Source organism: Rhodospirillaceae bacterium (assembly GCA_028819475.1).
In the GTDB taxonomy this organism is placed as follows: domain Bacteria; phylum Pseudomonadota; class Alphaproteobacteria; order Bin65; family Bin65; genus Bin65.
This window is the reverse complement of record JAPPLJ010000001.1, coordinates 45167-67572: the sequence shown is the minus strand read 5'-3', so window position 1 is coordinate 67572 and position 22406 is coordinate 45167. Positions and strand designations below refer to the sequence as shown.

Sequence of the window (22406 nt, the reverse complement as noted above, 5' to 3'; positions counted from 1 at the left end):
GCCGGCATCAGGAGATTTGCCGCATGGCGCGGTCGGCCGTTGCTCTCCGGGTGCCGCTGGCCTAGGTCTTGCTGCGTCAACTCCTCACGCGGATTTGCGGCAACCGGGCTCTCCGGTCCTGTCGATCCGGTGTCCGGACCGAAGCGCCAGACAAGCGCCGGGGTCCGGATGAACGTCCGCGGCGGTCGAACCGGTAAAGGAAATTGCCATGGCGATGCCAAGCTTCACCATGCGCCAGCTGCTCGAGGCTGGCGTCCATTTCGGACACAATACGCGCCGCTGGAACCCGAAGATGGAGCCCTACATCTTCGGCGCGCGCAACAATGTCCACATCATCGATCTTCAGCAGACCGTGCCGATGCTCCAGCGCGCGATGAACGCGCTGAGGGATGTCGCAACGGCCGGCGGGCGCGTGCTGTTCGTCGGCACGAAACGCCAGGCCTCGCGCATGATCGCCCAGTCTGCCGAGCGGTGCGGCCAGTTCTACGTCGACCACCGCTGGCTCGGCGGCATGCTGACCAACTGGGCGACCATCCAGCGCTCGATCGCACGCCTGAAGGCCCTCGACGCCCAGCTTGGCAACGAGGAAGAGACCCAGGGCCTGACCAAGAAGGAACTGCTCCAGCTGACCCGGGAGCGCGACAAGCTGGAGAAGGCGCTGGGCGGCATCAAGGAAATGTCTGCGGTGCCGGATATCATCGTCGTCATCGATACCAACAAGGAGGCGATCGCGGTCGCCGAGGCGAACAAGCTGAAGATCCCGGTGATCGCGGTGATCGACAGCAACAGCGATCCCAAGGGCATCGACTTTCCGGTGCCCGGCAACGACGATTCGCTGCGCGCCATCGAAATTTACCTGGAACTGTTCTGGGGCGCGGTGCTGGACGGTCTCGCGCAGGAAGTGGCGCTGTCCGGCGGCGATCTGGGCGAGGCGGAAGCACCGGTGCCCGAGGAGTTGCCCGAGGCGGCAGACGGCGAGGCCGGAGCGGCCGAAGCGACTGCCGACCCGGTTGCGGACCCGGCCGACGCCGCCGAAACGCCAGCCGAAACGCCGGCCGAAACGCCGGCCGAATCCGATAGCCCGGCTGGGGAAACTGCCTCGGAACCGGCTCCCGAATCGGAATCGGAAGCCGCCCCGGAACCGGTTCCTGAATCGGAATCGGAAACCGCCGCGGAAACAGTCGAAGAAAAAGCCGCCGGCTGATCGACCCGGCGCAGGCGTCCGCGATGCGGTTCGCGACTTGCCGCGGCCGGTGCAATCGGCTCCAGGCATGCCAGACAATACGAGGATGAGATGGCTCAGATCAGTGCGTCCATGGTGAAGGAACTGCGCGGGCGCACTGGCGCCGGCATGCTGGACTGCAAGAAGGCTTTGGTCGAATCCGAAGGCGATATCGAGGCCGCCGGCGAGTGGCTGCGCAAGAAGGGCCTGGCGGCGGCGGCGAAGAAATCCGGCCGGGTGACCGCGGAAGGCCTTGTCGGGCTGCGGACGGACGGCGCGCGCGGGGCGTTGGTCGAAGTCAATGCAGAAACGGATTTTGTGGCGCGCAACGAACATTTCCAGGCTTTCGTCGGCGCCGCTGCCGATGTCGCGCTCGGCGTCGGCGGCGACATGGCCGCGCTGAAGGCGGCCGAGTATCCGGACGGCGCCCGTACGGTCGAGGGCGAACTCACGAATCTGATCGCGACTGTCGGCGAGAACATGACCCTGCGCCGTTCGGTCGGCCTGAGCGTCGAAGAAGGCGTCGTTGCCTCCTATATGCACAATTCGGCGGCGCCCGGTCTCGGCAAGATCGGCGTGCTGGTCGGCATGAAGTCCGCCGCGGAGCCCGAAGCGCTGCAGCAGCTCGGCAAGCAGGTCGCCATGCATGTGGCGGCGAGCAGCCCCCGGGCGGTAACTGCCGAAGACCTCGACGCCGGGACGGTCGAGAAGGAGCGCGAAATCCTTCGGGAACAGGCCGCCGGCAGCGGCAAGCCGCCGGAGATCGTCGAGAAGATGATCGAAGGCCGGCTGCGCAAGTTCTACGAAGACGTCGTCCTCATGAACCAGACCTGGGTGATCGACGGCGAATCGAAGGTATCGAAAGTCATCGATACCGCCGCGAAGGAGCTCGGAGCCCCGATTGAGATTGCCGGTTTCGTGCGTTATCAGCTTGGCGAAGGGATCGAACGCAAGGACGGCGATTTTGCCGCCGAAGTTGCGCAGCTCGCCGGCTGATCCCGCCGTTTCGGCACAGGCATCGGCGCCGGTATCGATTCAGGTATCGACGTGGGGAGGCGACCGCCCTTGAAGGACGAACCCAAATACAGGCGCGTCCTTCTGAAACTGTCGGGCGAGGCGCTGATGGGCGGGCGGAGTTTCGGGCTTGACCCCGAGACGCTGGAGCGCATCGCGACGGAGGTGAAATCGATCCACGACATCGGGATCGAAGTCTGCCTGGTGGTCGGCGGCGGCAACATTTTCCGGGGAATTCAGTCGGCCGCGCATGCCATAGACCGGGCGACCGGCGATTATATGGGCATGCTGGCGACGGTGATGAACTCGCTGGCGATCCAGGGCGCGCTGGAGCAGGTCGGCGTCGATACCCGGGTTCAATCCGCGATTCCGATGTCGACCGTCTCGGAACCCTATATCCGCCGCCGTGCCGTTAGGCATCTCGAGAAGGGGAGGGTGGTGATCTTCGCCGCCGGAACCGGCAATCCCTTCTTCACGACGGACACCGCGGCCGCCCTGCGCGCTTCGGAAATGAATTGCGACGCCCTTTTCAAGGGGACCAAGGTGGACGGAGTCTACAGCGACGATCCGGTCGCCAATCCGGCGGCGGAGCGCTACGAAACCCTCACCTTCACGGAGGCGTTAAACCAAAATCTGAAAATCATGGACGCGACCGCCATCGCGCTGGCGCGGGAGAACGGCATCCCGATCATCGTTTTCTCGATTCAGTCGCCCGGTTCGATCGCCGAAGTCGCCCATGGCCGGGGCGCCTTTACCCTGATTACCGAATAAGGCATTTCCCGCTTCGAACATTCTGTTAAAAAAGTAGGAACAAGTGGCGCGCGAGGAGAAGCGCCGGCCGCGTGCAGCATTGCCGCCACTCGACGAAACGGAGCGAGAGGCCGAACCATGAAGGATCCCGTTCTGAAAGATATCAAACGCCGGATGGACGGGGCGATGGATTCCCTACGCGGCGATCTTTCGGGGTTGCGAACCGGGCGGGCGTCGACCGGCCTGCTCGAGCCGATAACCGTGGAGGCCTACGGCACGCAAATGCCGTTGAACCAGGTCGGCAACATTTCGGCGCCGGAGCCGCGCCTGCTGACGGTCCAGGTGTGGGACACCAACCTTGTCGGCGCCGTCGAAAAGGCGATCCGTGCGTCCGATCTTGGCCTCAATCCGCAAACCGAGGGGCAGGTGTTGCGGGTGCCGCTGCCCGACCTGACCGAAGAGCGCCGCAAGGAACTCGTCAAGGTGGCGGGCAACTATGCCGAACAGGCGCGGGTCGCGGTGCGCAACGTCCGCCGCGACGGTATGGACCGCCTTAAAAAAGCCGAGAAGGCCGGCGAGATTTCGCAGGACGAACATCGCGCCCGGGCCGACGATATCCAGAAGGCCACCGACGCGCATATCGAGGATATCGACATGTTGCTCGCCCAGAAGCGTGGCGAGATCATGCAGGTCTAGAGTCATCCGGAGATGGATGCCGTTTCACCCTGCGCGATCGTACAGACCCCGCCGCGCCACATTGCGATCATCATGGATGGCAACGGCCGGTGGGCGAAGGCGCGCGGCCTGCCGCGCACTGCCGGCCACCGACGCGGCGTGGAGGCCGTGCGCCGGACCGTCAAGGCCGCGATTGCGGACGGCATACGCTATCTGACGCTCTACGGTTTTTCTTCCGAGAACTGGAACCGCCCGGCCTCGGAAGTCCGGGAGCTGATGGAACTGCTGCGGTATTATCTGCATAGCGAAATCGCCGAGTTGCACGAACAGGGCGTCCGACTCCGCTTCATCGGCGACAGGCCGAGGCTGCCGGCCGATATCATCGCACAGATCGACCATGCCGAGCGGCGCACGGCCGGCAATACGGTCTTCACGCTGGTCATCGCTCTCAGCTACGGCGGCCGGGACGAAATTCTGGCCGCGGCACGGCGGATGGCCGCAAGGGCAGCGCAGGGTGATCTCGATCCCGATGCGATCGGGCAGGAGGAATTTTCCCGCCACCTGCTGACCGGCGATATCCCGGATCCCGACCTGGTCATACGAACCAGCGGCGAGCAAAGGCTGAGCAACTTCCTGCTGTGGCAGTCGGCCTATGCCGAACTGGTCTTCACGAAATGTCTGTGGCCGGATTTCGACGCCGAGACCCTGCGCGCCGCGGTCTCGGAATATTGTCAGCGGGAGCGCCGTTTTGGCGCGGTCGGCTGACCGGACAATCGCGCCGGAGCCGGCCATCGCTTCCCCGGCAACGGCGGGCGCGGCGGATGGATCGGGCAAAATTCTGATCAGATTGCTGTCCGCGACAGTCCTGACGGCTCTCGTGGCCGGCAGCCTGTATTTCGGCTGGCCGTTTTTCCACCTGTTGATTTTCGGCGCCGCGGGGTTGATGGCCTGGGAGTGGGCGGCGCTGTGCAGCCGGGGCAGGGTTGCGGGCGGCGGCTATGCGTTGATTGCCGTTTGCCTCGCTATCGTCGGGCTGGCCTCGTTCGCCATGTCCGGCGAGGCATCGCTGGTTCTGATCCTCGGAGCGCCTGCGATAGCAGTTTTGGCCCGTACGGACCGCATGTCGGATGCGGTGTGGCTCGGCGCCGGCGTGCTCTATGTCGGCGGCGCAGCCTGGGGTGCAATCGCCCTGTTCGACATGTACCGGGACGGCGCATGGGCCGTCGCCTGGATCTTCTGGGTTGTTGCGTTGACCGATATTGGCGCATTCCTGACCGGCCGGGCCGTCGGCGGCAGCAGGCTTGCGCCCCGGTTGAGTCCGAACAAGACCTGGTCGGGCTTCTTCGGCGGACTGGCGTTTGCCGCCGTTGCCGGGCTGCTGTTCGCCCTCGCCGCCGACCGTCCAGCGGCAGGCTTCCATGTCGCCGCCGCCCTGGTCGTGAGCCTGGTGGCGCAGGGCGGCGACCTGTTCGAATCGGTGTTGAAGCGCCGCTACGGCGCCAAGGATTCCGGAAAATCGGTCCCGGGGCACGGCGGGTTGCTCGACAGGGTCGACGGCGTCGTTCCCGTTATGATCCTGGTCGCGGTGCTGGCGTCGCTGCGTGGCGGCGTGGAAACGCCATGGCTCTAGGCGGACCCGATCCGGCGGCGCGGCGATCCGGGCGGATCCGTACGGAATCCGCCGCCGATGCGCCGCCCCGGCGCCTCACGATCCTTGGCGCGACCGGCTCGATCGGCCGAAGCACGCTCGATTTGGTTGCTCGCGAGCCCGACCGGTTTGCGGTCGAGGCGCTGACCGCCCATCGCAACGTCGCGCTCCTGATCGAGCAGGCGCGGGAAACCGGCGCGCGTCTGGCCGCAATCGGGGACCCGGCGCTCTACGGCGCGTTGAAGGAAGGGCTTGCCGGAACCGGCGTCGAGGCGGCTGCCGGGCCGGAGGCAGTTGCAGACGCCGCCAGCCGCCCGGCCGACTGGGTGATGGCCGGCATTGTCGGCGCCGCCGGCCTCGAGCCGACGCTGCGTGCGGTGCGGCAAGGGACGGTCGTTGCGTTGGCCAACAAGGAGAGCCTGGTCTGTGCCGGGGATTTCGTCCAGGCGGAAGTGGAGCGCTGCGGCGCGACGCTGCTGCCGGTCGATTCCGAGCATAATGCCATCTTTCAGGTGTTCGATTTCGACCAGCCCGAGCGGGTGGCGCGCATCGTCCTGACGGCGTCGGGCGGCCCGTTCCTGAACTGGTCGCGCGAACGAATGGCCGCGGCGACGCCGGCCGAGGCCGTCGCCCACCCGAACTGGGACATGGGCGCCAAGATTTCCGTCGATTCGGCCACGTTGATGAACAAGGGCCTGGAAATTATCGAGGCGTGGCACCTGTTTCCCGTCGAAAAAGACCGGATCGCCGTTGTGGTGCATCCCGAATCGGTCGTCCATTCCATGGTCGATTATGTCGACGGGTCGACGCTCGCCCAGATGGGGACGCCCGACATGCGCACCCCGATCGCCTACACCCTGGCCTGGCCGGAACGGATGGTGGCGCCGTCCGCCCGGCTGGACCTGACGGAGACCGGGACGCTCACGTTCGAAGGACCGGATTTCGTGCGCTTTCCGGCTCTCAGGCTGGCGTTTGGCGCGCTCGATGCCGGCGGCGCCGCGCCCGCCGTGCTTAACGCCGCCAACGAGGTTGCGGTCGCAGCGTTTCTCGACGGAAGGATCCCTTTCCTCGACATTGCCGCGGTTGTCGAGGAGACCCTGGCGCGCGGGCCCCAGCACCCGATCGGGTCGATCGAGGATGTTCTTGATCTCGACCGGGCCGCCCGGCGGGTCGCACGCGCGTTGACGATCCAGTGAGCGGGCAGTGAGCGGGCTCGAATTCCGCTATTGCGAGGACCAGATTCCGAGAGGGCCGGGCGTATCGGCAAGGAGCTCCCGGCTATTGCGCGACGCGACATGCCGAGCGGAGAATTCGGTACGGCCGCGCCTATATCCGATCCGGACCATGAGCGGCGCCACCGCTCGGCTTGCTGCACCGGACTGAAGACCGATGGAATTCATCTCCGTCCTCTGGAACTACATTCTTCCGTTCCTGGTTCTCTTCACGCTGCTCGTCTTCGTGCACGAAATGGGGCACTATTCTGTAGCGCGCCGCAACGGCGTGCGTGTCGAGATTTTCTCGATCGGCTTCGGCCCCGAACTGTTCGGCCGGGACGACCGGTGGGGCACGCGCTGGAAATTCTGCGCGATCCCGCTCGGCGGCTACGTCAAGATGTTCGGCGACGCCGATGCGGCCAGCCGGCCGGGCGAGGCGGTGCAGCGGCTCACGCCCGAACAGCGCAAGGTGAGCTTCTACCACAAGAGCGTGGGGCAGCGCGCAGCCATCGTGTTCGCCGGCCCTGCCGTCAACTATCTGTTTGCGGTCCTGATCCTCGCGCTGCTGTTCATGACCGCCGGCCAGCGCCATACACCCGCCGTCGTGGGAGCGGTGATTCCCGGCGGAGCCGCCGAAAGCGCCGGCCTGCGCACCGGCGACACGATCGTGCAATTCGCCGGCCGGAACATCGATCGTTTCGAAGAGGTCGAACAGGTCGCTCTGTTGCACCCCGGACAGGCACTTCGGATTGTCGTCAGGCGCGACAACGCCGAGCGCGCGTTCCGGCTGACGCCGGAACCGCGCACCGTGCGTGACAAGCACGGCAATACCGAGGTCTACGGTGTGCTCGGCGCCGTGCGGATGGTCGCGCCGGTCGTCGGGCGGGTTCTGGAGAATTCGGCCGCCGCCGAGGCCGGGCTTATGAACGGTGACCGGATCGTCGCAATCGACGGGCGGCCGGTATCGACCTTCCAGGAAGTCCGCACAGTCGTGATGGCCGGGCCGGAAAAGCGGCTGAGATTGCGGATTCTGCGCGACGGCCGTTCCCTCGGTCTGACGGTCGTGCCGAAAGTTTATTCGTACAGGGACGGTGCCGGCGTCGCGCGGACGGTCGGGCGGATCGGAATCGGGGTCGCGCCGCCGCCGATGAAACGTCACGGTCCGCTTGCCGCGCTCTGGGCGGCCGTGGGCGAGACCTGGTCGCTGACTGTCATATCCGCCACGGCCATCGGGCAGATGTTCGCCGGCAAGCGGGAGCTCAGGGATATCGGCGGTCCGCTGCGCATCGCAGAAATGTCCGGCGACATGGCGCAGATCGGAATTTATGCATTCGTCTGGTTCATGGCGGCGATTTCGCTTTCCCTGTGCCTGATCAATCTTCTGCCGGTGCCGATGCTCGACGGCGGCCATCTTCTGTATTACGGGATCGAAGCAATTCGCGGTAAACCATTGGGCGAGAAGGCTCAGGAATTTGGTTTCCGAATAGGCATGGCTTTGGTATTAGGGCTCATGGTCGTCGTTACGTGGAACGATCTGCTCCGACTGTTCGGAGCGCACGGTTCGTAATCCTGTCGAGTAGTGCGATCGCCGGCGATGGAATCGGCGGTCGCGTTGACTTGTGGCTGAAAGGATCTGGCGTGCGAATATTGACGGTGTTGCTACTGGGCGTAGCGCTGCTTGCCGGAATCGCACAAGCGACGGCCGTCAGCCCTGCAACCGCCCAGGCGCGCGGCGGAACGATCCGGAACATAATTGTCGAGGGGACGCGGCGCATCGATCCCCAGTCGGTGGCCGGCTATCTGACGATCAAGCGCGGCGAACCGTTCGATAGTGCAAAGATCGATGCCTCGCTGAAATCGTTATTCGCGAGCGGCCTGTTCCGCGATGTGTCGATCCGCCGCCGCGGCCCGGACCTCGTCGTCCGCGTTGTCGAAAGCCCGATTGTCAACCGGGTGGCTTTCGAGGGTAACTCCAAGCTCGACAATGAGGATCTGAACGCTGCCGCCAACATCAGCCCGCGCAGCGTCTATTCCCGCGCCAGGGTCGAAGAAGCGATCCGGAATATGCTGGTCGCCTATCGGGCCGCGGGCCGGTATGCGGCAACCATAACGCCGAAGGTCATTGCGCGCTCACAGAACCGCGTCGACGTCGTATTCGAGATCGAGGAAGGGGCCAAGACCCTGGTCCGTCGGATCACCTTTATCGGTAACAGAAACTATTCCGACGGGTCGCTGCGCGATGCGATTGTCACCAAGGAAACGGCATTCTGGCGTTTTCTCGGCCGCTCGGACATTTACGACCCCGGAAAGCTTGAGGCGGACAAGGAACTTCTGCGTCGATACTATTTGGAGCGCGGTTTCGCCGAATTTCAGGTTTTATCTGCGGTCGCCGAACTGGCTCCTGACCGGGAAGGTTTCTTTATCACCATAACTGTCAGCGAAGGTCCTCGCTACCGGTTCGGCAAGCTGGTGGTGGATTCCCGGCTCCCGCGGATCGAATCGAAAGCGCTGACTGCCGCCGTCAAGGCGCAAACCGGCGATCGGTATGACGCCGGGAAAATCGATCGTTCGGTCGTTGCCCTTACCAATGTTGCAGGCACTCACGGCTATGCGTTTGCCAGGGTGAACCCGCAGGTCAAGCTGAACCGCGACAAAGCGACGGCAGACGTTACCTTCACGATCGACAGAGGGCAGCGGATATTTATCGAGCGGATCGAGATTCTGGGGAATGTCCGGACCCGGGATTCGGTGGTTCGGCGAGAGATCCTCGTTTCCGAAGGCGACGCGTTCAATACGACCAAGATCAGCCAGTCGCGGCGGCGTTTGGTCAACACCGGCTATTTCGAATCCGTCAATATCGAGCGGAGGGAAGGCACGACACCGGACAGGGTACGCCTGGTCATTGTCGTCGTCGAACGCGCTACAGGCCAGCTGTCGCTGGGCGGCGGATTTTCCACGCGTGACGGACCGCTGGGCAATATCGGCATACAGGAATCCAATTTTCTCGGACGAGGCTACGATGTGCGCTTGTCGGGCCAACTGTCTCTGAGAGCTTCGCAGATCGACGCCAGCTTTACCGATAAGCATTTCCTGGGGCGCGACGTTTCCTTCGGCGTGGACCTGTTCCGGACCAAACGCGGATTTCAGAGCAGTTTCTCGGAATCTTCGGATTTCCAGATAGAACGGCTGGGCGGCCGGGTCCGGTTCGGTTTTCCGCTGGCTGAAGACGTCCGCCAGGGGGCGTTCTACGAACTGACGAACCGTCGAGTGACAGATGTTGCGGAGGAACGCTCCGAATTCCTTCGAAACGACACGGGCGCTTCGACGAAGTCGGCTGTCGGCACCAACATCGTTTGGGATACCCGCGACAACCGCTTCGAAGCGACGGACGGCTTCGTTCTGGGCGGCGGTACGACGATCGCCGGTCTCGGAGGATCGGAGAGTTTCTACAAACTCACGGCCGAGGCCGGCTATTGGCAATCGTTGACACCGGGCCTGGTGCTGGCGTTGCTCGGCGAGGCGGGCCATGTCGGCGGGATCGGTCAGGACGTCAAGCTGGGCGAACGCTTTTTCCTTGGAGGCGATACGCTCCGCGGCTTTGAATACGGGGGAGTCGGCCCGCGCGATAGGGCGACCAGCGATTCGCTGGGTGGCAATAACTACTGGCTGCTGACCGCCGAATTGAGTTTTCCGCTCGGCTTGCCGAAGGAACTGGGTATCAAGGGGCGGTTGTTCACCGATACCGGCAGCGCTTTCGGCATCGACGCGAGTGGGTCGAATCTGATCGACAACGGGACACCGCGTGTTTCCGCAGGCGCCGGCCTTTCCTGGCGTTCGCCGCTCGGGCCGCTCCGGTTCGACTTCGGTTTTCCGCTGGCGCGTCAACCCCATGATCGCGCCCGCCTGTTCAACTTCCGCTTCGGAACCAGGTTCTAGATCATGAAAGTTTGCGGATTGCTGAGTTTGGCCGCGGCGATCGCCTTGGGCACCGTTTCCGCATCGCAGGCGCAGACGAAGGCGCCAGCGATCAGAATCGGAATTGTCGATGTGCAACAGGTGCAGCGCGATTCGCGCGCGATGATCGGCATCCGGAAAGCGCTGGAGGCATTGCGCACCAAGTACAACAAGAATTTCGAATCCACCGAAAAGGAAATGCAGGCGGAATACGACCGGTTGCGCAAGGACAAGGAAATGTCGCGCGGGGAGTATGAGCGGCGTGTTCGCGCGCTTCAAGCCGAACTGGTGAAGCTGCGGCGCCAGAGCCGGGCGCGGAACGATGCATTGGGTCAGGCCTTCCAGCAGGCGTTTGCCAAATTCCGGCAGGAAGTGGTTCTGGTGGTGAAGGCAATGGCGGTCGAGGACGGCCTGACGCTGATTCTGAACCAGGTCGCGCTCATTCACGCCACCCCGCAATTCAACATCACGGAAAAGGTCGTCGCCCGCCTGAACAAGCGCCTGCCGAAACTGGCCCTGAACTTCAAGGACCCGGTCGGCAATGCCAGGAAAGAAGTGAAAAAGCGGCGCGAAAAGGCGAAGAAGAAACAATAACCGCCGCCGCTCTTCGGCAAGCGTCCGCGATCTGAATGGTTCGCATGGCGGTCGCGGCGAACCGGTAAATGACAGTGTCCGACGAAACGCCTCCCTCGACCCTGGACATACAGCGCATCCTGGAGGTGCTGCCGCACCGCTATCCGTTCCTGATGGTTGACCGGATGGAAGATGTGGTCCGCGGCGAAAGCGCGGTCGGGATCAAGAATGTGTCGGTCAACGAGCCGTACTTCCAGGGGCATTTTCCAGGCTCTCCCGTAATGCCGGGCGTGTTGGTGATCGAGGCGATGGCGCAGACCGCCGGGATCCTGGTCATCGAAACGCTGGGGCCGGAAATGGAAGGCAAGCTGGTCTATTTCATGTCGATCGAGAATGCGCGCTTCAGAAAGCCGGTCCGTCCCGGCGACCGGATGCGCATCCAGGTGGTCAAGCGCCATGCGCGGAAGCTGGTCTGGAAGTTCGACGGCGTGTGCAGGGTCGACGGCGAAGTGGTCGCCGAAGCGACCTACACCGCCATGATCGTCGATAAAGTGAGTTGAGTGGCGGCGCCGGCATGTCAGGAATTCACCCGACCGCCATTGTCGATCGATCGGCCACACTGGGGGACGCCGTTCGCATAGGTCCCTACGCCACGATCGGAGCCCATGTCGTTCTCGCGGACGGTTGCACGGTGATGCAGCACGCCGTGGTCGAAGGCCATACCAGCGTCGGCGCCGGCACGATCATCTACCCGCATGCCTGTGTGGGTTTGCCGCCTCAGGACGTAAGTTATCGAGGCGAACCGACCCGCCTCGTGGTCGGCAGGAACACCGTGATTCGCGAACACGCCACGCTGCATACAGGAACGGCGAAGGGCCATGGCGTCACGACGGTCGGCGACAACTGCCTCTTCATGGTGAACACCCATGTCGCGCACGATTGCACCATAGGCGACAACGTGATCCTGGCGAACAATGCCGTAATGGGAGGACACGTCACCATCGGCGACTACGCCATTCTCGGCGGCAACTCGGCGATCCAGCAGTTCGCCAGGGTTGGCCGGCATGCCATGATGGGCGGGATGTCGGCCTCCGAAGCCGATATCATTCCCTACGGCCTGGTGATCGGCGTGCGCGAGGGCCTTTCGGGCCTGAACCTTATCGGTTTGCGCCGCCGCGGCTATACGCGCGACCAGATCCACGAGTTGCGCCGCGCCTACAGATTGCTGTTCGCCGCCGAAGGCACGCTGACCGAGCGCACCAACGATGTCGCCGAAATGTTCAACGGCAGCGCTGCGGTTCGGGAAATCGTCGATTTCATCCGTGCCGATCCGGCACGGCCGATCTGCCAGCCGCCGGCGACCAGTGGCTGAGACGGCGGCCGGAACGCTCGCCATCATCGCCGGCGGCGGCGAAATCCCTGCGCTGGCCATTGAAGCCTGCGAAGAGGCGGACCGGCCCTATTTCGTCTTTGCGCTGAAGGGGCACGCCGACCATCCTGCCGTTTTCGCCGCGCCGCACGAGGTTATACGGATCGGCGCCGCCGGGCGCTTTGAAAACCGGGCGCGCGAGCTGGGCATCAGGGACATCGTCATGGTCGGTCGGGTTCGCCGCCCGGCTCTCAGGGAAATCCGGCCGGATGCCAAGGCGGCGGCATTCCTGGCGCGCGTCGCGGTCAAGTCGCTGGGCGACGACGGATTGCTCCGCGCGGTCGCCGGGGAGCTGGAACGCTTCGGTTTCAGGGTGGTTGCCATCCAGGATATCGTAACCGGCCTGCTGGCGCCGTCCGGTAACCTGAGCCGCGCGCGGCCGGATCGAGAGGCGCAACGCGATATCGCACACGGGGTCGGCATCGCCCGGTCCCTCGGCAAACTGGATGTCGGCCAGGCCGTTGTCGTACAGCAATCCCTGGTCCTGGGCGTGGAGGCCATCGAAGGCACGGATGCCCTGCTCGAACGCTGCGCAGCCCTCAAGCGCAGCGGACCGGGCGGTGTCCTGGTCAAGCTGCGGAAAACCGGTCAGGACCGGCGCATCGATCTGCCGACGATCGGCGCTGCGACAGTGGAAAAGGCGGCGGCGGCCGGCCTGCGCGGCATTGCAGTCGAGGCGGGCGCGACGCTTCTGGTCAACCGGGATGCCGTTATCGCGTCAGCGGACAAGGCCGGCCTCTTCCTGGTCGGTCTGGATCTGGATGGCAACGGAACGGATGCCGGGCACACCGTCTGATTCCGGCCGATCCGGCAGCCGCCGCCCGTTCGTCTACTTCATCGTGGGCGAACCGTCCGGCGACCAGATCGGGGGGCACCTGATCCGGGCGCTGCAGCGTCGGACAGGGGGCGAGGTCGATTTCGGCGGGATCGGCGGTCCGGCAATGGCCGCGGCCGGTCTCGAGAGCCTGTTTTCCATCGATCTGTTCTCGGTCATGGGCCTCGACTATGTGCCGCGCCTGCGCAGCATTCTCGGGCACATGAAGCAGCTTGAGCGCGACATCGCCCGCCGCCGGCCCGATTGCGTCGTCACGATCGACGCCCAGGCCCTGTCCGGCCATATGGGGCGGCGCCTCGCGCGGCGCGGCGAGACGCTGGTGCATTATGTGGCGCCGACGGTATGGGCGTGGCGCCCGGGGCGGGCCCGTGTGATCGCGCGGCGCCTGACGCATCTGCTGACGATATTCCCGTTCGAAGCGCCGTGGTTCGAACCGCATGGTTTGCCGGTCACGTTTGTCGGCCATCCCGCCGCCGAGCCGGATCCGCCCGATGCCGCCGCCGTAGCCCGGTTCCGGGATCGCTTCGCAGGCGAGGGCGGACGGCCGTTGCTGTGTCTGCTGCCCGGCAGCCGGCGCAAGGAGGTCGGCCGGCAATTGCCGCTGTACCGCGCCGCGATCCAGCGCCTCAAGAGCCAGGGCCTGGCGCCGGTTTGCCTGATGCCTACGGTGGCATCGGTTCGGGAACTGGCGTCGGCCCTGACGGCGGACTGGCCCGTACCGCTATTCCCGCTACCCGCCGACGATACGAGATACCTCGCCCTGGCTGCGGCCGACGCGGCGCTGGCGGCCTCCGGCACCGTTACGGTCGAACTGGCGCTCGCCGGCACGCCGGCCGTGGTGACCTACAAGCTGCCCCGGCTCGAAGGGCGGATCGCGGGTTTCCTCGTCAACACGCCGTATGTATCGGCGGTCAACGTCGCCGCCGGCGAGGAGATCATGCCGGAATGCCTGCTGGAGCGGTGCCGGCCGGAACCGGTCGCCGACGCGCTGGCGCCGCTGTTGCGCGATCCGGCGTTGCGCCGCGCCCAGGCGGAGCGTATTCGTGCTGTCGCCGAAACGCTGTCGGTGCCCGGCCGCAAGCCCAGCGACCTGGCCGCCGAAACGGTCCTGAACATCATCCGGGAAAAGAAGCGCGATGAATGACGGAAGGCCCGCTTTCCGCATGCTGCACACCATGCTGCGGGTGCGGGACCTGGAAGAGTCCATCGCGTTCTACACCGGACATCTCGGCATGTCGCTCCTGCGCAAGCGGGACTTCCCGGGCGGCCGGTTCACGCTCGCCTTTGTCGGCTACGGCGACCAGGCCGGCAACACCGTGCTGGAGTTGACGCACAACTGGGACCGGGAAGAGCCCTACGAAATCGGGACCGGCTATGGCCATATCGCGCTGGGCGTGCCGGATATCCACGGAACCTGCGCAAAGCTGGAAGCCGCCGGTATCACCGTCCTGCGTCCGCCGGGCCCGATGAAGCACAGCGCCATGGTCATCGCCTTCATCGAAGACCCGGACGGTTACAGGGTCGAACTGATCGAAACGTAGAGGCGCGGGAACCTTCGAAACGGGCGCGGCCCTGCCGAATGTCGGTATTCCTGACCTGGAATCCGGAATTCGCGGGCGTCCGGATCAGGTCATCGACTCGGACTTGATCGACCACGGCAACCAGAATTTCTGCACCTGTTGAACGATCTGGTAGAGCACCACGCTCATCAGCGCCAGCGCCACGACCGACGCGATTGCCTGAGCCAGATCGAAATTGGTGGTGGCGGACACGATCAGAAATCCGAGACCCTTTTGCGAGGTAATGAATTCGCCGACGACGGCGCCGATCACGGACAGGGTAATTCCGATCTTGAGACCACTGAATATGAAGGGCGCAGCGTGCGGCATGCGAATGGTGAGAAGTTCCGTCCCGAACGACGCACCCGTCGATTTGCTGAGGTCGAGAAATTCCTTCGGGGTGTCGAGAATGCCGGTCGCGGTGGCGACCATGATGGGGAAGAAACAGACCATCAAGGTGATTACCAGGCGCGATTCCAAGCCGGTTCCGAACATGACGACAATGATCGGCGCGACCGCGATCACCGGCACGGCATTGGCAAAAACCAGCAGCGGATAAAGCGCCTCGGAAACGGTCTTGTTGATCGAAAGGACGACCCCCAAGGGTATCGATATGGCCGTAGATAGCGCAAATCCCGAGAGAACGGTCACGAGCGTCGCCATGATGTGACGCGGCAGGACCGCCGCGATATCGACTGCAGCCGACCAGACGCGGCTGGGCGCCGGCAGGAGATAGGCGGGAATCTCCAAGGCGAACACCGCAAGTTCCCACAATGCCAGCATCGCGGCGAGGCTTGCGGTCGGCAACAGGATCAGGCGCAGTTTCATTCCTGTCCCCGGTCCCGTCCGTAGATCAGCTGCCGAATCCGGCCATCGAGCTCCCGAGCCCTGTCGAGCCGGAGCGATTCGAGGGTGCGCGGATGCGGCATGCCGGTTTCGAGTGTCTCGGCGATTCTTCCCGGCGAGGTCGCCATGACGACGATCTTCGACGACATCAGGACGGCCTCGGGAATGGAATGCGTTACGAAGATGATCGTCTTGCCGCTGTCGGCGTGGATACGGAGCAGTTCGAACTGCAATTCCTCGCGCGTCATGGCATCGAGCGCGCTGAACGGCTCGTCCATGACCAGGATTTCCGGATCGAGGATCAGCGAGCGGCAGATTGCGGCGCGCTGCTGCATCCCGCCGGACAGGCTGCTCGGCGGCTGGTCGGCGACCCGCGACAAGCCGACCATGTCCAGCAGGCGCAGGGCTTCGCCCCGTTTTTCCCGTGCCAGTCGTTGCGAGCGCACCCGTGCCGGGTAGACGACGTTTTCGAGTATCGACAGCCACGGCAGGAGCGTGGGCTGCTGAAAGACCATCCCGATCCGCTCGAACCCGGCGGCGATCGGGTCTCCGCTGACGCGGATGTCACCCCGGGTCGACGCGTCGAGGCCGGCAATCAGGCGCAGAAGCGTGGACTTTCCGCAGCCCGACGGGCCCAGCAGGAGGACGAATTCTCCCTGATCGATCGTCAGGTCGATATTGTCGAGGGCCACGAATGGTTCCGTGGCCCCCGTTTCGAATTCTTTCGCGACTTCGGAAACGACGACGTGCGCCCGGTCGACACTCGCCGTCATCCCGGATGTCCGAAGTCACTGAAGCCGGCACGGATCATTTGAACTTGTGCACGTAGGCGGCGCCGGCAGCGCCTTCCACCTTTTCGCCCTGCGCGGTCAGCGCCAGCTGGAACGTCCTGGCGACTTTGTCCATGTCCCATTCGAAACCGTGCGTCTTGTAGGTCCCGGCTCCGAAGGTCAGGATGATGCCGCCCCGGATGCTGGCGAGTTCCGCGCCTCGCTTTTTCGACGGAAACGCGGCAAGCAGCGCATCCGCCGCCGCGTCGGGATTGGCGCGGGCGGCCTCGTAGGCGCATTTCATGCCGGCCATCAGCCGTTTCGCCACCGCCGGGCGCTCCTTGAGGAACGTGTCGGTCGCGAAGATGACCGAGCCGTAGATCTTCAAATCCCTGCCGTAGTGGTAGAACGCAACCTCCTTGCCGGCGCTCTTGGAAACGGCTTTCAGAATTTGTGCGGTCGTCAGAAACGTGGTGAACGCCTCGACCTTTTCCCGCAGAAGCAGCCCGAGCAGCGCCGAGAAATCGGCCCGCTCAGCCTTCACTTTCTTGAAGTCCGCCCCGGCGAGTTGCATCGCGTACGGCAACATCTGGATGTTGGAATCGCCCGGACCGGCCGCCAGCTTCAGCCCTTCGAGATCCTTCAACGAGGCGATTTTGGTGGTTTTCAGCGACAGGATGCCGAACGGGTTGTCCATATAGACGGGAAAGATCGCTTTCACGCCGGCCTTGTTCTTGTGCGCGCCGATCATCACCGTTCCGAGATCGGCCATGCCGACGTCCGCGAGCCCGGACGCGACCTTCGCGACGGTATCGACGCCGCCCGAACCGCGCTGCAACGAGACCTCCAGCTTCCGGTCGCCGAAGCAGCCGTTCACTTTGCCGGCGTACCAGGCGGCGTGCCAGCCGCCGGGAATCCAGTCGAACATCACCTTGACGCTGTCGGCGGCAGATGACGGGGATGCCGCTGAAGCCGTAATCGCAGCGGCAACGAAGCCCATTTTCAATATCGCTAGCGGTTTCATGTCACTGTCCCTCCTTCTTCGATGACTGTCTCGACAAGCTGCATGCGCTGGTCCGAAGCGACGAGCCCCTTGTTGGTGAAGCCGTAGTCCGGAATATTTGGCAGCGAGAGAAAATTCATGTTGATCAGCGCCTTGTCGCCCAGGTCCGCGCCAAGGACATCGCCCAGCGCCTCCTCGAGCGACCTCAGGTCCGACGCCACCTCCTCGATGCTCGCTTCCGACATGAGCCCGGCGATGGGCAGCGCGAGTTCGGCGACGACCTCGCCGTCGCAGGCCAGAACGTATCCGCCGCCGATTTCCGCAAGGCGGTTTCCGGCCAGCGCCATGTCGCGGTGGTTGGCGCCGAGCAGCATCACATTATGCGCATCGTGGTTGACCGAACAGGCGATGGCGCCGCGCCGGAGCTTGAGGCTGGTCGCGAAGCCGCGCCCGATTTCGCCGCTCGCCTTGTGCCGCTCGACGACGGCGAGCGCGTTGATGCCGCATTCGGGCGCGGGAACGATGATCCCGTCTTCGACCGGAAGCTCGACCTCCCTCGCCGTTTTCCTGCCCTTGCCGGTGGGCGACGCGATGCAACGGACCATCGCCGAATCGGCGTTGCCCGGCGGCCGCAGCGAAAGATCGGCGGCCGTCAGCGGCTTTGCATAGCGGATCGTCGATTTTGTCCAATCGGGGTAGCGCGGGCTTTCGCCGGCCCCGCGATATTCTCCATCGGCATAGACGATCCGGCCGGCAATGATCGTGGCCGCGACGGAAACCGCCCGAAGGTCGTCGAGGAGAACGATATCGGCGACCTTGCCGGGACCGATGCTGCCATAGTCCCGGTCGACGCGAAGGCCCTGCGCAACGTTCAGGGTGGCGAACTGAAAGGCCTCGACCGGATCGAATCCGGCTTCGATCACGACCCGCAGGCGGTGGTCCAGATGACCTTCGTGGAGCAGATCGTGGGCGTGAATGTCGTCGGTGCAAAGCTGGAACAGCCTGGTGTCCAGCCTTTCCTCGGCCACGCGCCGGGCCAGTTCCGCCATATGCGCAGCATCGAGCCTTCGGGCCGGCCGCAACGCGAGGACCGACCGCATCCCGACGCGGGTATTTTCCACAATTTCGTCGACCGAACTCGCAACGTGCGAGTCTTCGGGGCCGGCGGCCACGAACGCCGACAGCGCCCGCCCGCTCAAGCCCGGCGACTGGCCGGAGATCGTGACGCCCAATTCATCGGCCAGTTCGAATTTTTCGAGCTGTTCCCGGTCCTGCCGCAGGACCAGATTCGGATTGATGTCCCCGGCGAGGCACAGGGCCTCCGGCCAGTCGAACATGGCGCGGGTGTCGGCGACGCTCAGCTCGCCGTTGGAGGTCTCCATCCATGCCGGCACCGCAGGGATTCGTCCGGGCACCCGCAACCTGACCCGCAGAGGCGCCGCGCTCGCTTCTTCGAACAGGGCTTTCATCCCGGGAAGCCCCAGCACGTTGCCGATTTCGTGCGGATCCGCTGCGACCATCGTGGTGCCGCGCGGAATCACGGCGCGGGCGTATTCAGCCACGGTGATCATGGAACTTTCGATATGGACGTGCGGATCGATGAAGCCTGGCGCCGCAAACCGGCCTTCGGCCTCGATGACATGCACGCTTCTGTCGTAAGTGCCGCCGGGGTCGAGGACGGCCGCGATTCGGCTGCCCTTGACCACGATGTCCGCGGGATGAAGCTCGCGGCTGATCACATTGACCAGCGTCGCCGACCGGATGACCAGGTCAGGGGGGTCAACACCCAACGCGACACCGATAAGGTCTCGCCGCTTCATTTCGCTGCGACCGAATTTGTCCATACAGGGCAGGGACGATCCTAAACCCCGTTGGAAGACCGTCAACGAATTAGCGATGCGCCTGCGTCAGGCGGCGGTTTCGGCAAATGCGGAGCCGGCTTCCGAACTGCCCGGACCCGTTGCGGCGGCGGCGGCGCGCTGCGTCGGCCTACCGTTCGTCCAGCGGCACGAAGGGCCGGCGGGCTTCGCCGGTGTAGAGCTGGCGCGGGCGGCCGATCTTCTGGACCGGGTCCTCGATCATTTCCTTCCACTGGGCGATCCAGCCGACCGTGCGGGCGAGCGCGAACAGCACGGTGAACATCGAGGTCGGGAAGCCCATCGCCTGCAGCAGGATGCCGGAATAGAAATCGACGTTCGGGAACAGCTTGCGTTGCTGGAAATACTCGTCTTCCCCGGCGATCCGCTCCAGTTCCAAAGCCAGTTCCAGCAGCGGCTCGTTGCGCACGCCCAGTTCGTCCAGCACCGAATCGGTGGATTGCTTGAGGACCGCGGCGCGCGGATCGTAATTCTTGTAGACCCGGTGGCCGAAGCCCATCAGGCGGAACGGGTCGTCCCTGTCCCGGGCCCGTTTCAGAAACTCCGGGATACGGTCCTTGCTGCCGATCTCCCGCAGCATGTTCAGCACCGCCTCGTTCGCGCCGCCATGGGCCGGGCCCCACAGGGACGCAATGCCCGCGGCGATGCAGGCGAACGGGTTGGCGCCCGAAGAACCGGCGAGGCGGACGGTCGAGGTCGAGGCGTTCTGTTCGTGATCGGCGTGCAGGATGAAGATGCGGTCCATCGCGCGGGCGAGCACCGGCGAAACCGGCCTGTCCTCGCACGGCACGTTGAAGGTCATGTGCAGGAAGTTTTCCGCGTAGCGCAGTTCGTTGCGCGGATACATGAAGGGCTGGCCGATCGAGTATTTGTAGGCCATGGCCGCGATGGTCGGAATCTTGGCGATCAGCCGGTGCGACGCGACCATGCGCTGGTACGGATCGTCGATGTCGGTGCTGTCGTGATAGAAGGCGGACATGGCGCCGACAACGCCGACCATGATCGCCATGGGATGCGCGTCGCGGCGGAAGCCGCTGAAAAAGGTCCGCATCTGTTCGTGGACCATCGTGTGCATGGAGATGGTCTGTTCGAAATCCTCCTTTTCCGCCTTGTCCGGCAGATGGCCGTAGAGCAGCAGGAAACAGACCTCGAGGAAATCGCTGTGCTCGGCCAGTTCCTCGATGGCGTAGCCGCGGTGCAGCAGCACGCCCTCGTCGCCGTCGATAAAGGTGATCTTGGATTCGCAACTGCCGGTGGCGGTGAAGCCCGGATCGTAAGTGAATATGCCCATATCGCTGTAAAGACGGCGGATGTCTGCGACCCGCGGGCCTTCCGTTCCCTGGCGCACCGGCAGCTCAAGCGTCTGTCCGGTCGCATTGTCGGTCACGGTAAGGGACTGCGTGGTAGCGCCGCCGGCGGTCTCGGACATATCGTTCATGGTGTTCCCGGCATAGGGTTCGCGGTCGTTCCCGATGCTGCCCCGACCGGCGTTCCGCATGTCCGTGCGCAGGGCGCGGACAGGGCCGTGGTGCAGCGCAGCATCAAGCGGAAAATAGGCCGTCGGGCCCGGTTGGGCAAATGCAACGTCGGGCAGGGAACCGCCGGGACGGCGACGGCGCGGTTCAACCGGCGGTCCGCCCGAGACCGTCGTCGATCCGGCCGAGGCTCTCCGCACGGCCGAGCACATCCAGAACCTCGAAAATTCCCGGCGAGACCGTGCTGCCGGTGAGCGCCGCGCGCAAGGGCTGGGCGAGGCTGCCCAGTTTTTCTCCGGCGGATTCGGCGGCGGCGCGGATGGCCGCTTCGGCACTTGCCGCGGACCAGTCGTCCAGCCCGGCGAGCGCCGCCCGGCCGAGCGCCAGCCGGGCCTTGCCGGCATCGTCCAGCAGTTTCGCCGCCTTGGCGTCCGGCTCCAGAGGCCGCGGCCGGCAGTAGAACAGGGCGGACTCCGCGAGGTCGGCCAGCGTCTTCGCCCGCGGTTTCAGCCCGGACAGGCCGGCGCGCAGCCGGGTGCGCTCCGTCTGCGAAAGCGGCGCGCCGAGCAGCCCGGCGACCAAGGGTTCGAGCGCGTCGGCGAGCGGGCCGTCAGCCGTCTCCCGAATGTAGTGGGCGCTGAGGCTGGTCAGCTTTGCGAGATCGAAGCGGGCCGGGGACCTGCCGACATCCTTGAGATCGAACCAGTCCGCCGCCTGCGCCATGGAGAAGATCTCGTCGTCGCCATGGCTCCAGCCGAGCCGGGCGAGATAGTTGCACATGGCTTCCGGCGGAAAGCCCATGTCGCGATAGGCCTCGATGCCCAGCGCGCCGTGCCGCTTGGACAGTTTGGCGCCGTCCGGCCCGTGGATGAGCGGAATATGCGCGAAGGCCGGAATATCCCAGCCCATGGCCCGGTAGATCAGCGCCTGGCGGAATGCGTTGGTCAGGTGATCGTCGCCGCGCACGATATGGGTGATAGCCATGTCATGGTCGTCGACGACGACGGACAGCATGTAGGTCGGCGTGCCGTCCGCGCGCAGCAGGACCATGTCGTCGAGCTGGTCGTTGCGCACCGTCACCCGGCCCTGGACCGCGTCGTCGATGACGGTCTCGCCGTCCAGCGGCGCTCTCAGGCGCACCACCGGCGCGACACCCTCCGGCGCCTCCGCCGGATCGCGGTCGCGCCAGGTGCCGTCATAGAGCCGCCCGCTGCCGCGTTTGCGCGCCGCCTCCCGCATCGCGGCCAGTTCGTCCGGGCTGCAATAGCAGCGATAGGCCCCGCCCGCATCGAGCAGTTCTTGCGCCACTGCGGCGTGCCGTTCGAGGCGGTCCGACTGGTAGGCCGGCGCGCCGTCCCATTCCAGGCCGAGCCAGCGCAGGCCGTCCAGGATGGCCCGTTTGGCAGCGTCGGTCGAGCGCGCGCGGTCGGTGTCTTCGATGCGCAGCAGGAATTGCCCGCCCTGCCGCCGCGCGTAAAGCCGGTTGAACAGGGCGGTCCGGGCGCCGCCAATATGGAGAAATCCCGTCGGCGAGGGGGCAAAACGGGTAACGACAGTCATCG

At 64.8% G+C, this 22406-nt stretch carries 20 protein-coding genes and 1 pseudogene; 15 read left to right on the top strand and 6 right to left on the bottom strand.

The window, feature by feature from the left end; genetic code table 11:
- Positions 1-208: 208 nt before the first annotated feature.
- The 15 genes and pseudogenes from rpsB to gloA all read left to right on the top strand — a co-directional run bounded on the left by rpsB (position 209) and on the right by gloA (position 14855).
- Positions 209-964: pseudogene (rpsB, locus tag OXM58_00290) on the top strand (30S ribosomal protein S2).
- 330 nt (positions 965-1294) lie between these two features.
- Positions 1295-2218, top strand: coding sequence for a translation elongation factor Ts (tsf, locus tag OXM58_00285; GenBank protein ID MDE0146785.1), 924 nt, complete (start codon positions 1295-1297; stop codon positions 2216-2218).
- 69 nt (positions 2219-2287) lie between these two features.
- Positions 2288-3007 (top strand): UMP kinase, encoded by a 720-nt coding sequence (pyrH, locus tag OXM58_00280; protein ID MDE0146784.1) that lies wholly within the window; start codon positions 2288-2290, stop codon positions 3005-3007.
- 117 nt (positions 3008-3124) lie between these two features.
- Positions 3125-3682, top strand: coding sequence for a ribosome recycling factor (frr, locus tag OXM58_00275; protein MDE0146783.1), 558 nt, complete (start codon positions 3125-3127; stop codon positions 3680-3682).
- Positions 3683-3694: 12 nt separating this feature from the next.
- Positions 3695-4426, top strand: coding sequence for an isoprenyl transferase (locus OXM58_00270; protein MDE0146782.1), 732 nt, complete (start codon positions 3695-3697; stop codon positions 4424-4426).
- Positions 4314-5291 carry a phosphatidate cytidylyltransferase gene (locus OXM58_00265; protein ID MDE0146781.1) on the top strand — a complete coding sequence of 326 codons (978 nt, stop codon included), beginning with the start codon at positions 4314-4316 and terminating at the stop codon, positions 5289-5291. The genes OXM58_00270 and OXM58_00265 overlap by 113 nt, the downstream gene beginning before the upstream one ends.
- Positions 5282-6505 (top strand): 1-deoxy-D-xylulose-5-phosphate reductoisomerase, encoded by a 1224-nt coding sequence (locus OXM58_00260; GenBank protein ID MDE0146780.1) that lies wholly within the window; start codon positions 5282-5284, stop codon positions 6503-6505. Before OXM58_00265 ends, OXM58_00260 begins: the two co-directional genes overlap by 10 nt.
- A gap of 193 nt (positions 6506-6698) precedes the next feature.
- Positions 6699-8090: an RIP metalloprotease RseP gene (rseP, locus tag OXM58_00255; GenBank protein ID MDE0146779.1), complete on the top strand. Its 1392-nt coding sequence runs from the start codon at positions 6699-6701 to the stop codon at positions 8088-8090.
- 86 nt (positions 8091-8176) lie between these two features.
- The gene (gene bamA, locus OXM58_00250; GenBank protein ID MDE0146778.1) at positions 8177-10459 is read left to right on the top strand and encodes an outer membrane protein assembly factor BamA; all 2283 of its coding nucleotides are present in this window, start codon (positions 8177-8179) and stop codon (positions 10457-10459) included.
- A 27-nt stretch (positions 10460-10486) separates the two neighbouring features.
- On the top strand, positions 10487-11071 hold the full coding sequence (locus tag OXM58_00245; protein MDE0146777.1) for an OmpH family outer membrane protein: 585 nt from the start codon (positions 10487-10489) through the stop codon (positions 11069-11071).
- Between the two features lie 68 nt (positions 11072-11139).
- Positions 11140-11610 (top strand): 3-hydroxyacyl-ACP dehydratase FabZ, encoded by a 471-nt coding sequence (fabZ, locus tag OXM58_00240; GenBank protein MDE0146776.1) that lies wholly within the window; start codon positions 11140-11142, stop codon positions 11608-11610.
- Positions 11611-11624: 14 nt separating this feature from the next.
- Positions 11625-12422 carry an acyl-ACP--UDP-N-acetylglucosamine O-acyltransferase gene (gene lpxA, locus OXM58_00235; GenBank protein MDE0146775.1) on the top strand — a complete coding sequence of 266 codons (798 nt, stop codon included), beginning with the start codon at positions 11625-11627 and terminating at the stop codon, positions 12420-12422.
- Positions 12415-13275, top strand: coding sequence for a UDP-2,3-diacylglucosamine diphosphatase LpxI (gene lpxI, locus OXM58_00230; GenBank protein ID MDE0146774.1), 861 nt, complete (start codon positions 12415-12417; stop codon positions 13273-13275). Before lpxA ends, lpxI begins: the two co-directional genes overlap by 8 nt.
- Positions 13256-14458: a lipid-A-disaccharide synthase gene (gene lpxB, locus OXM58_00225; GenBank protein ID MDE0146773.1), complete on the top strand. Its 1203-nt coding sequence runs from the start codon at positions 13256-13258 to the stop codon at positions 14456-14458. Before lpxI ends, lpxB begins: the two co-directional genes overlap by 20 nt.
- Positions 14451-14855, top strand: a complete 405-nt coding sequence (gloA, locus tag OXM58_00220) for a lactoylglutathione lyase (GenBank protein MDE0146772.1) — start codon at positions 14451-14453, stop codon at positions 14853-14855. The genes lpxB and gloA overlap by 8 nt, the downstream gene beginning before the upstream one ends.
- Positions 14856-14939: 84 nt before the next feature.
- Here gloA and OXM58_00215 read toward each other — a convergent pair whose 3' ends face one another.
- From OXM58_00215 to gltX, 6 genes are all read right to left on the bottom strand, one after another.
- Positions 14940-15701, bottom strand: a complete 762-nt coding sequence (locus OXM58_00215; GenBank protein MDE0146771.1) for an ABC transporter permease — start codon at positions 15699-15701, stop codon at positions 14940-14942.
- Positions 15698-16492 carry an ABC transporter ATP-binding protein gene (locus OXM58_00210; protein MDE0146770.1) on the bottom strand — a complete coding sequence of 265 codons (795 nt, stop codon included), beginning with the start codon at positions 16490-16492 and terminating at the stop codon, positions 15698-15700. Before OXM58_00210 ends, OXM58_00215 begins: the two co-directional genes overlap by 4 nt.
- Before the next feature lie 34 nt (positions 16493-16526).
- Positions 16527-17513 (bottom strand): ABC transporter substrate-binding protein, encoded by a 987-nt coding sequence (locus tag OXM58_00205; GenBank protein MDE0146769.1) that lies wholly within the window; start codon positions 17511-17513, stop codon positions 16527-16529.
- Positions 17510-19336 carry an amidohydrolase family protein gene (locus OXM58_00200; GenBank protein ID MDE0146768.1) on the bottom strand — a complete coding sequence of 609 codons (1827 nt, stop codon included), beginning with the start codon at positions 19334-19336 and terminating at the stop codon, positions 17510-17512. Before OXM58_00200 ends, OXM58_00205 begins: the two co-directional genes overlap by 4 nt.
- Before the next feature lie 145 nt (positions 19337-19481).
- Positions 19482-20798 carry a citrate synthase gene (gltA, locus tag OXM58_00195; protein MDE0146767.1) on the bottom strand — a complete coding sequence of 439 codons (1317 nt, stop codon included), beginning with the start codon at positions 20796-20798 and terminating at the stop codon, positions 19482-19484.
- Positions 20799-20991: 193 nt separating this feature from the next.
- The gene (gene gltX / locus OXM58_00190) at positions 20992-22404 is read right to left on the bottom strand and encodes a glutamate--tRNA ligase (GenBank protein ID MDE0146766.1); all 1413 of its coding nucleotides are present in this window, start codon (positions 22402-22404) and stop codon (positions 20992-20994) included.
- Positions 22405-22406: the final 2 nt, after the last annotated feature.

Excerpts from the sequence above, each read along its gene's own strand:
- tsf (MDE0146785.1), top strand. The coding sequence starts at position 1,295 with ATGGCTCAGATCAGTGCGTCCATGGTGAAGGAACTGCGCGGGCGCACT.
- frr (MDE0146783.1), top strand. The coding sequence starts at position 3,125 with ATGAAGGATCCCGTTCTGAAAGATATCAAACGCCGGATGGACGGGGCG.
- OXM58_00270 (MDE0146782.1), top strand. The coding sequence starts at position 3,695 with ATGGATGCCGTTTCACCCTGCGCGATCGTACAGACCCCGCCGCGCCAC.
- OXM58_00265 (MDE0146781.1), top strand. The coding sequence starts at position 4,314 with ATGCCGAACTGGTCTTCACGAAATGTCTGTGGCCGGATTTCGACGCCG.
- OXM58_00260 (MDE0146780.1), top strand. The coding sequence starts at position 5,282 with ATGGCTCTAGGCGGACCCGATCCGGCGGCGCGGCGATCCGGGCGGATC.
- rseP (MDE0146779.1), top strand. The coding sequence starts at position 6,699 with ATGGAATTCATCTCCGTCCTCTGGAACTACATTCTTCCGTTCCTGGTT.
- fabZ (MDE0146776.1), top strand. The coding sequence starts at position 11,140 with ATGACAGTGTCCGACGAAACGCCTCCCTCGACCCTGGACATACAGCGC.
- lpxA (MDE0146775.1), top strand. The coding sequence starts at position 11,625 with ATGTCAGGAATTCACCCGACCGCCATTGTCGATCGATCGGCCACACTG.
- lpxB (MDE0146773.1), top strand. The coding sequence starts at position 13,256 with ATGCCGGGCACACCGTCTGATTCCGGCCGATCCGGCAGCCGCCGCCCG.
- gloA (MDE0146772.1), top strand. The coding sequence starts at position 14,451 with ATGAATGACGGAAGGCCCGCTTTCCGCATGCTGCACACCATGCTGCGG.
- OXM58_00215 (MDE0146771.1), bottom strand. The coding sequence starts at position 15,701 with ATGAAACTGCGCCTGATCCTGTTGCCGACCGCAAGCCTCGCCGCGATG.
- OXM58_00210 (MDE0146770.1), bottom strand. The coding sequence starts at position 16,492 with ATGACGGCGAGTGTCGACCGGGCGCACGTCGTCGTTTCCGAAGTCGCG.
- OXM58_00205 (MDE0146769.1), bottom strand. The coding sequence starts at position 17,513 with ATGAAACCGCTAGCGATATTGAAAATGGGCTTCGTTGCCGCTGCGATT.
- OXM58_00200 (MDE0146768.1), bottom strand. The coding sequence starts at position 19,336 with ATGGACAAATTCGGTCGCAGCGAAATGAAGCGGCGAGACCTTATCGGT.
- gltA (MDE0146767.1), bottom strand. The coding sequence starts at position 20,798 with ATGTCCGAGACCGCCGGCGGCGCTACCACGCAGTCCCTTACCGTGACC.
- gltX (MDE0146766.1), bottom strand. The coding sequence starts at position 22,404 with ATGACTGTCGTTACCCGTTTTGCCCCCTCGCCGACGGGATTTCTCCAT.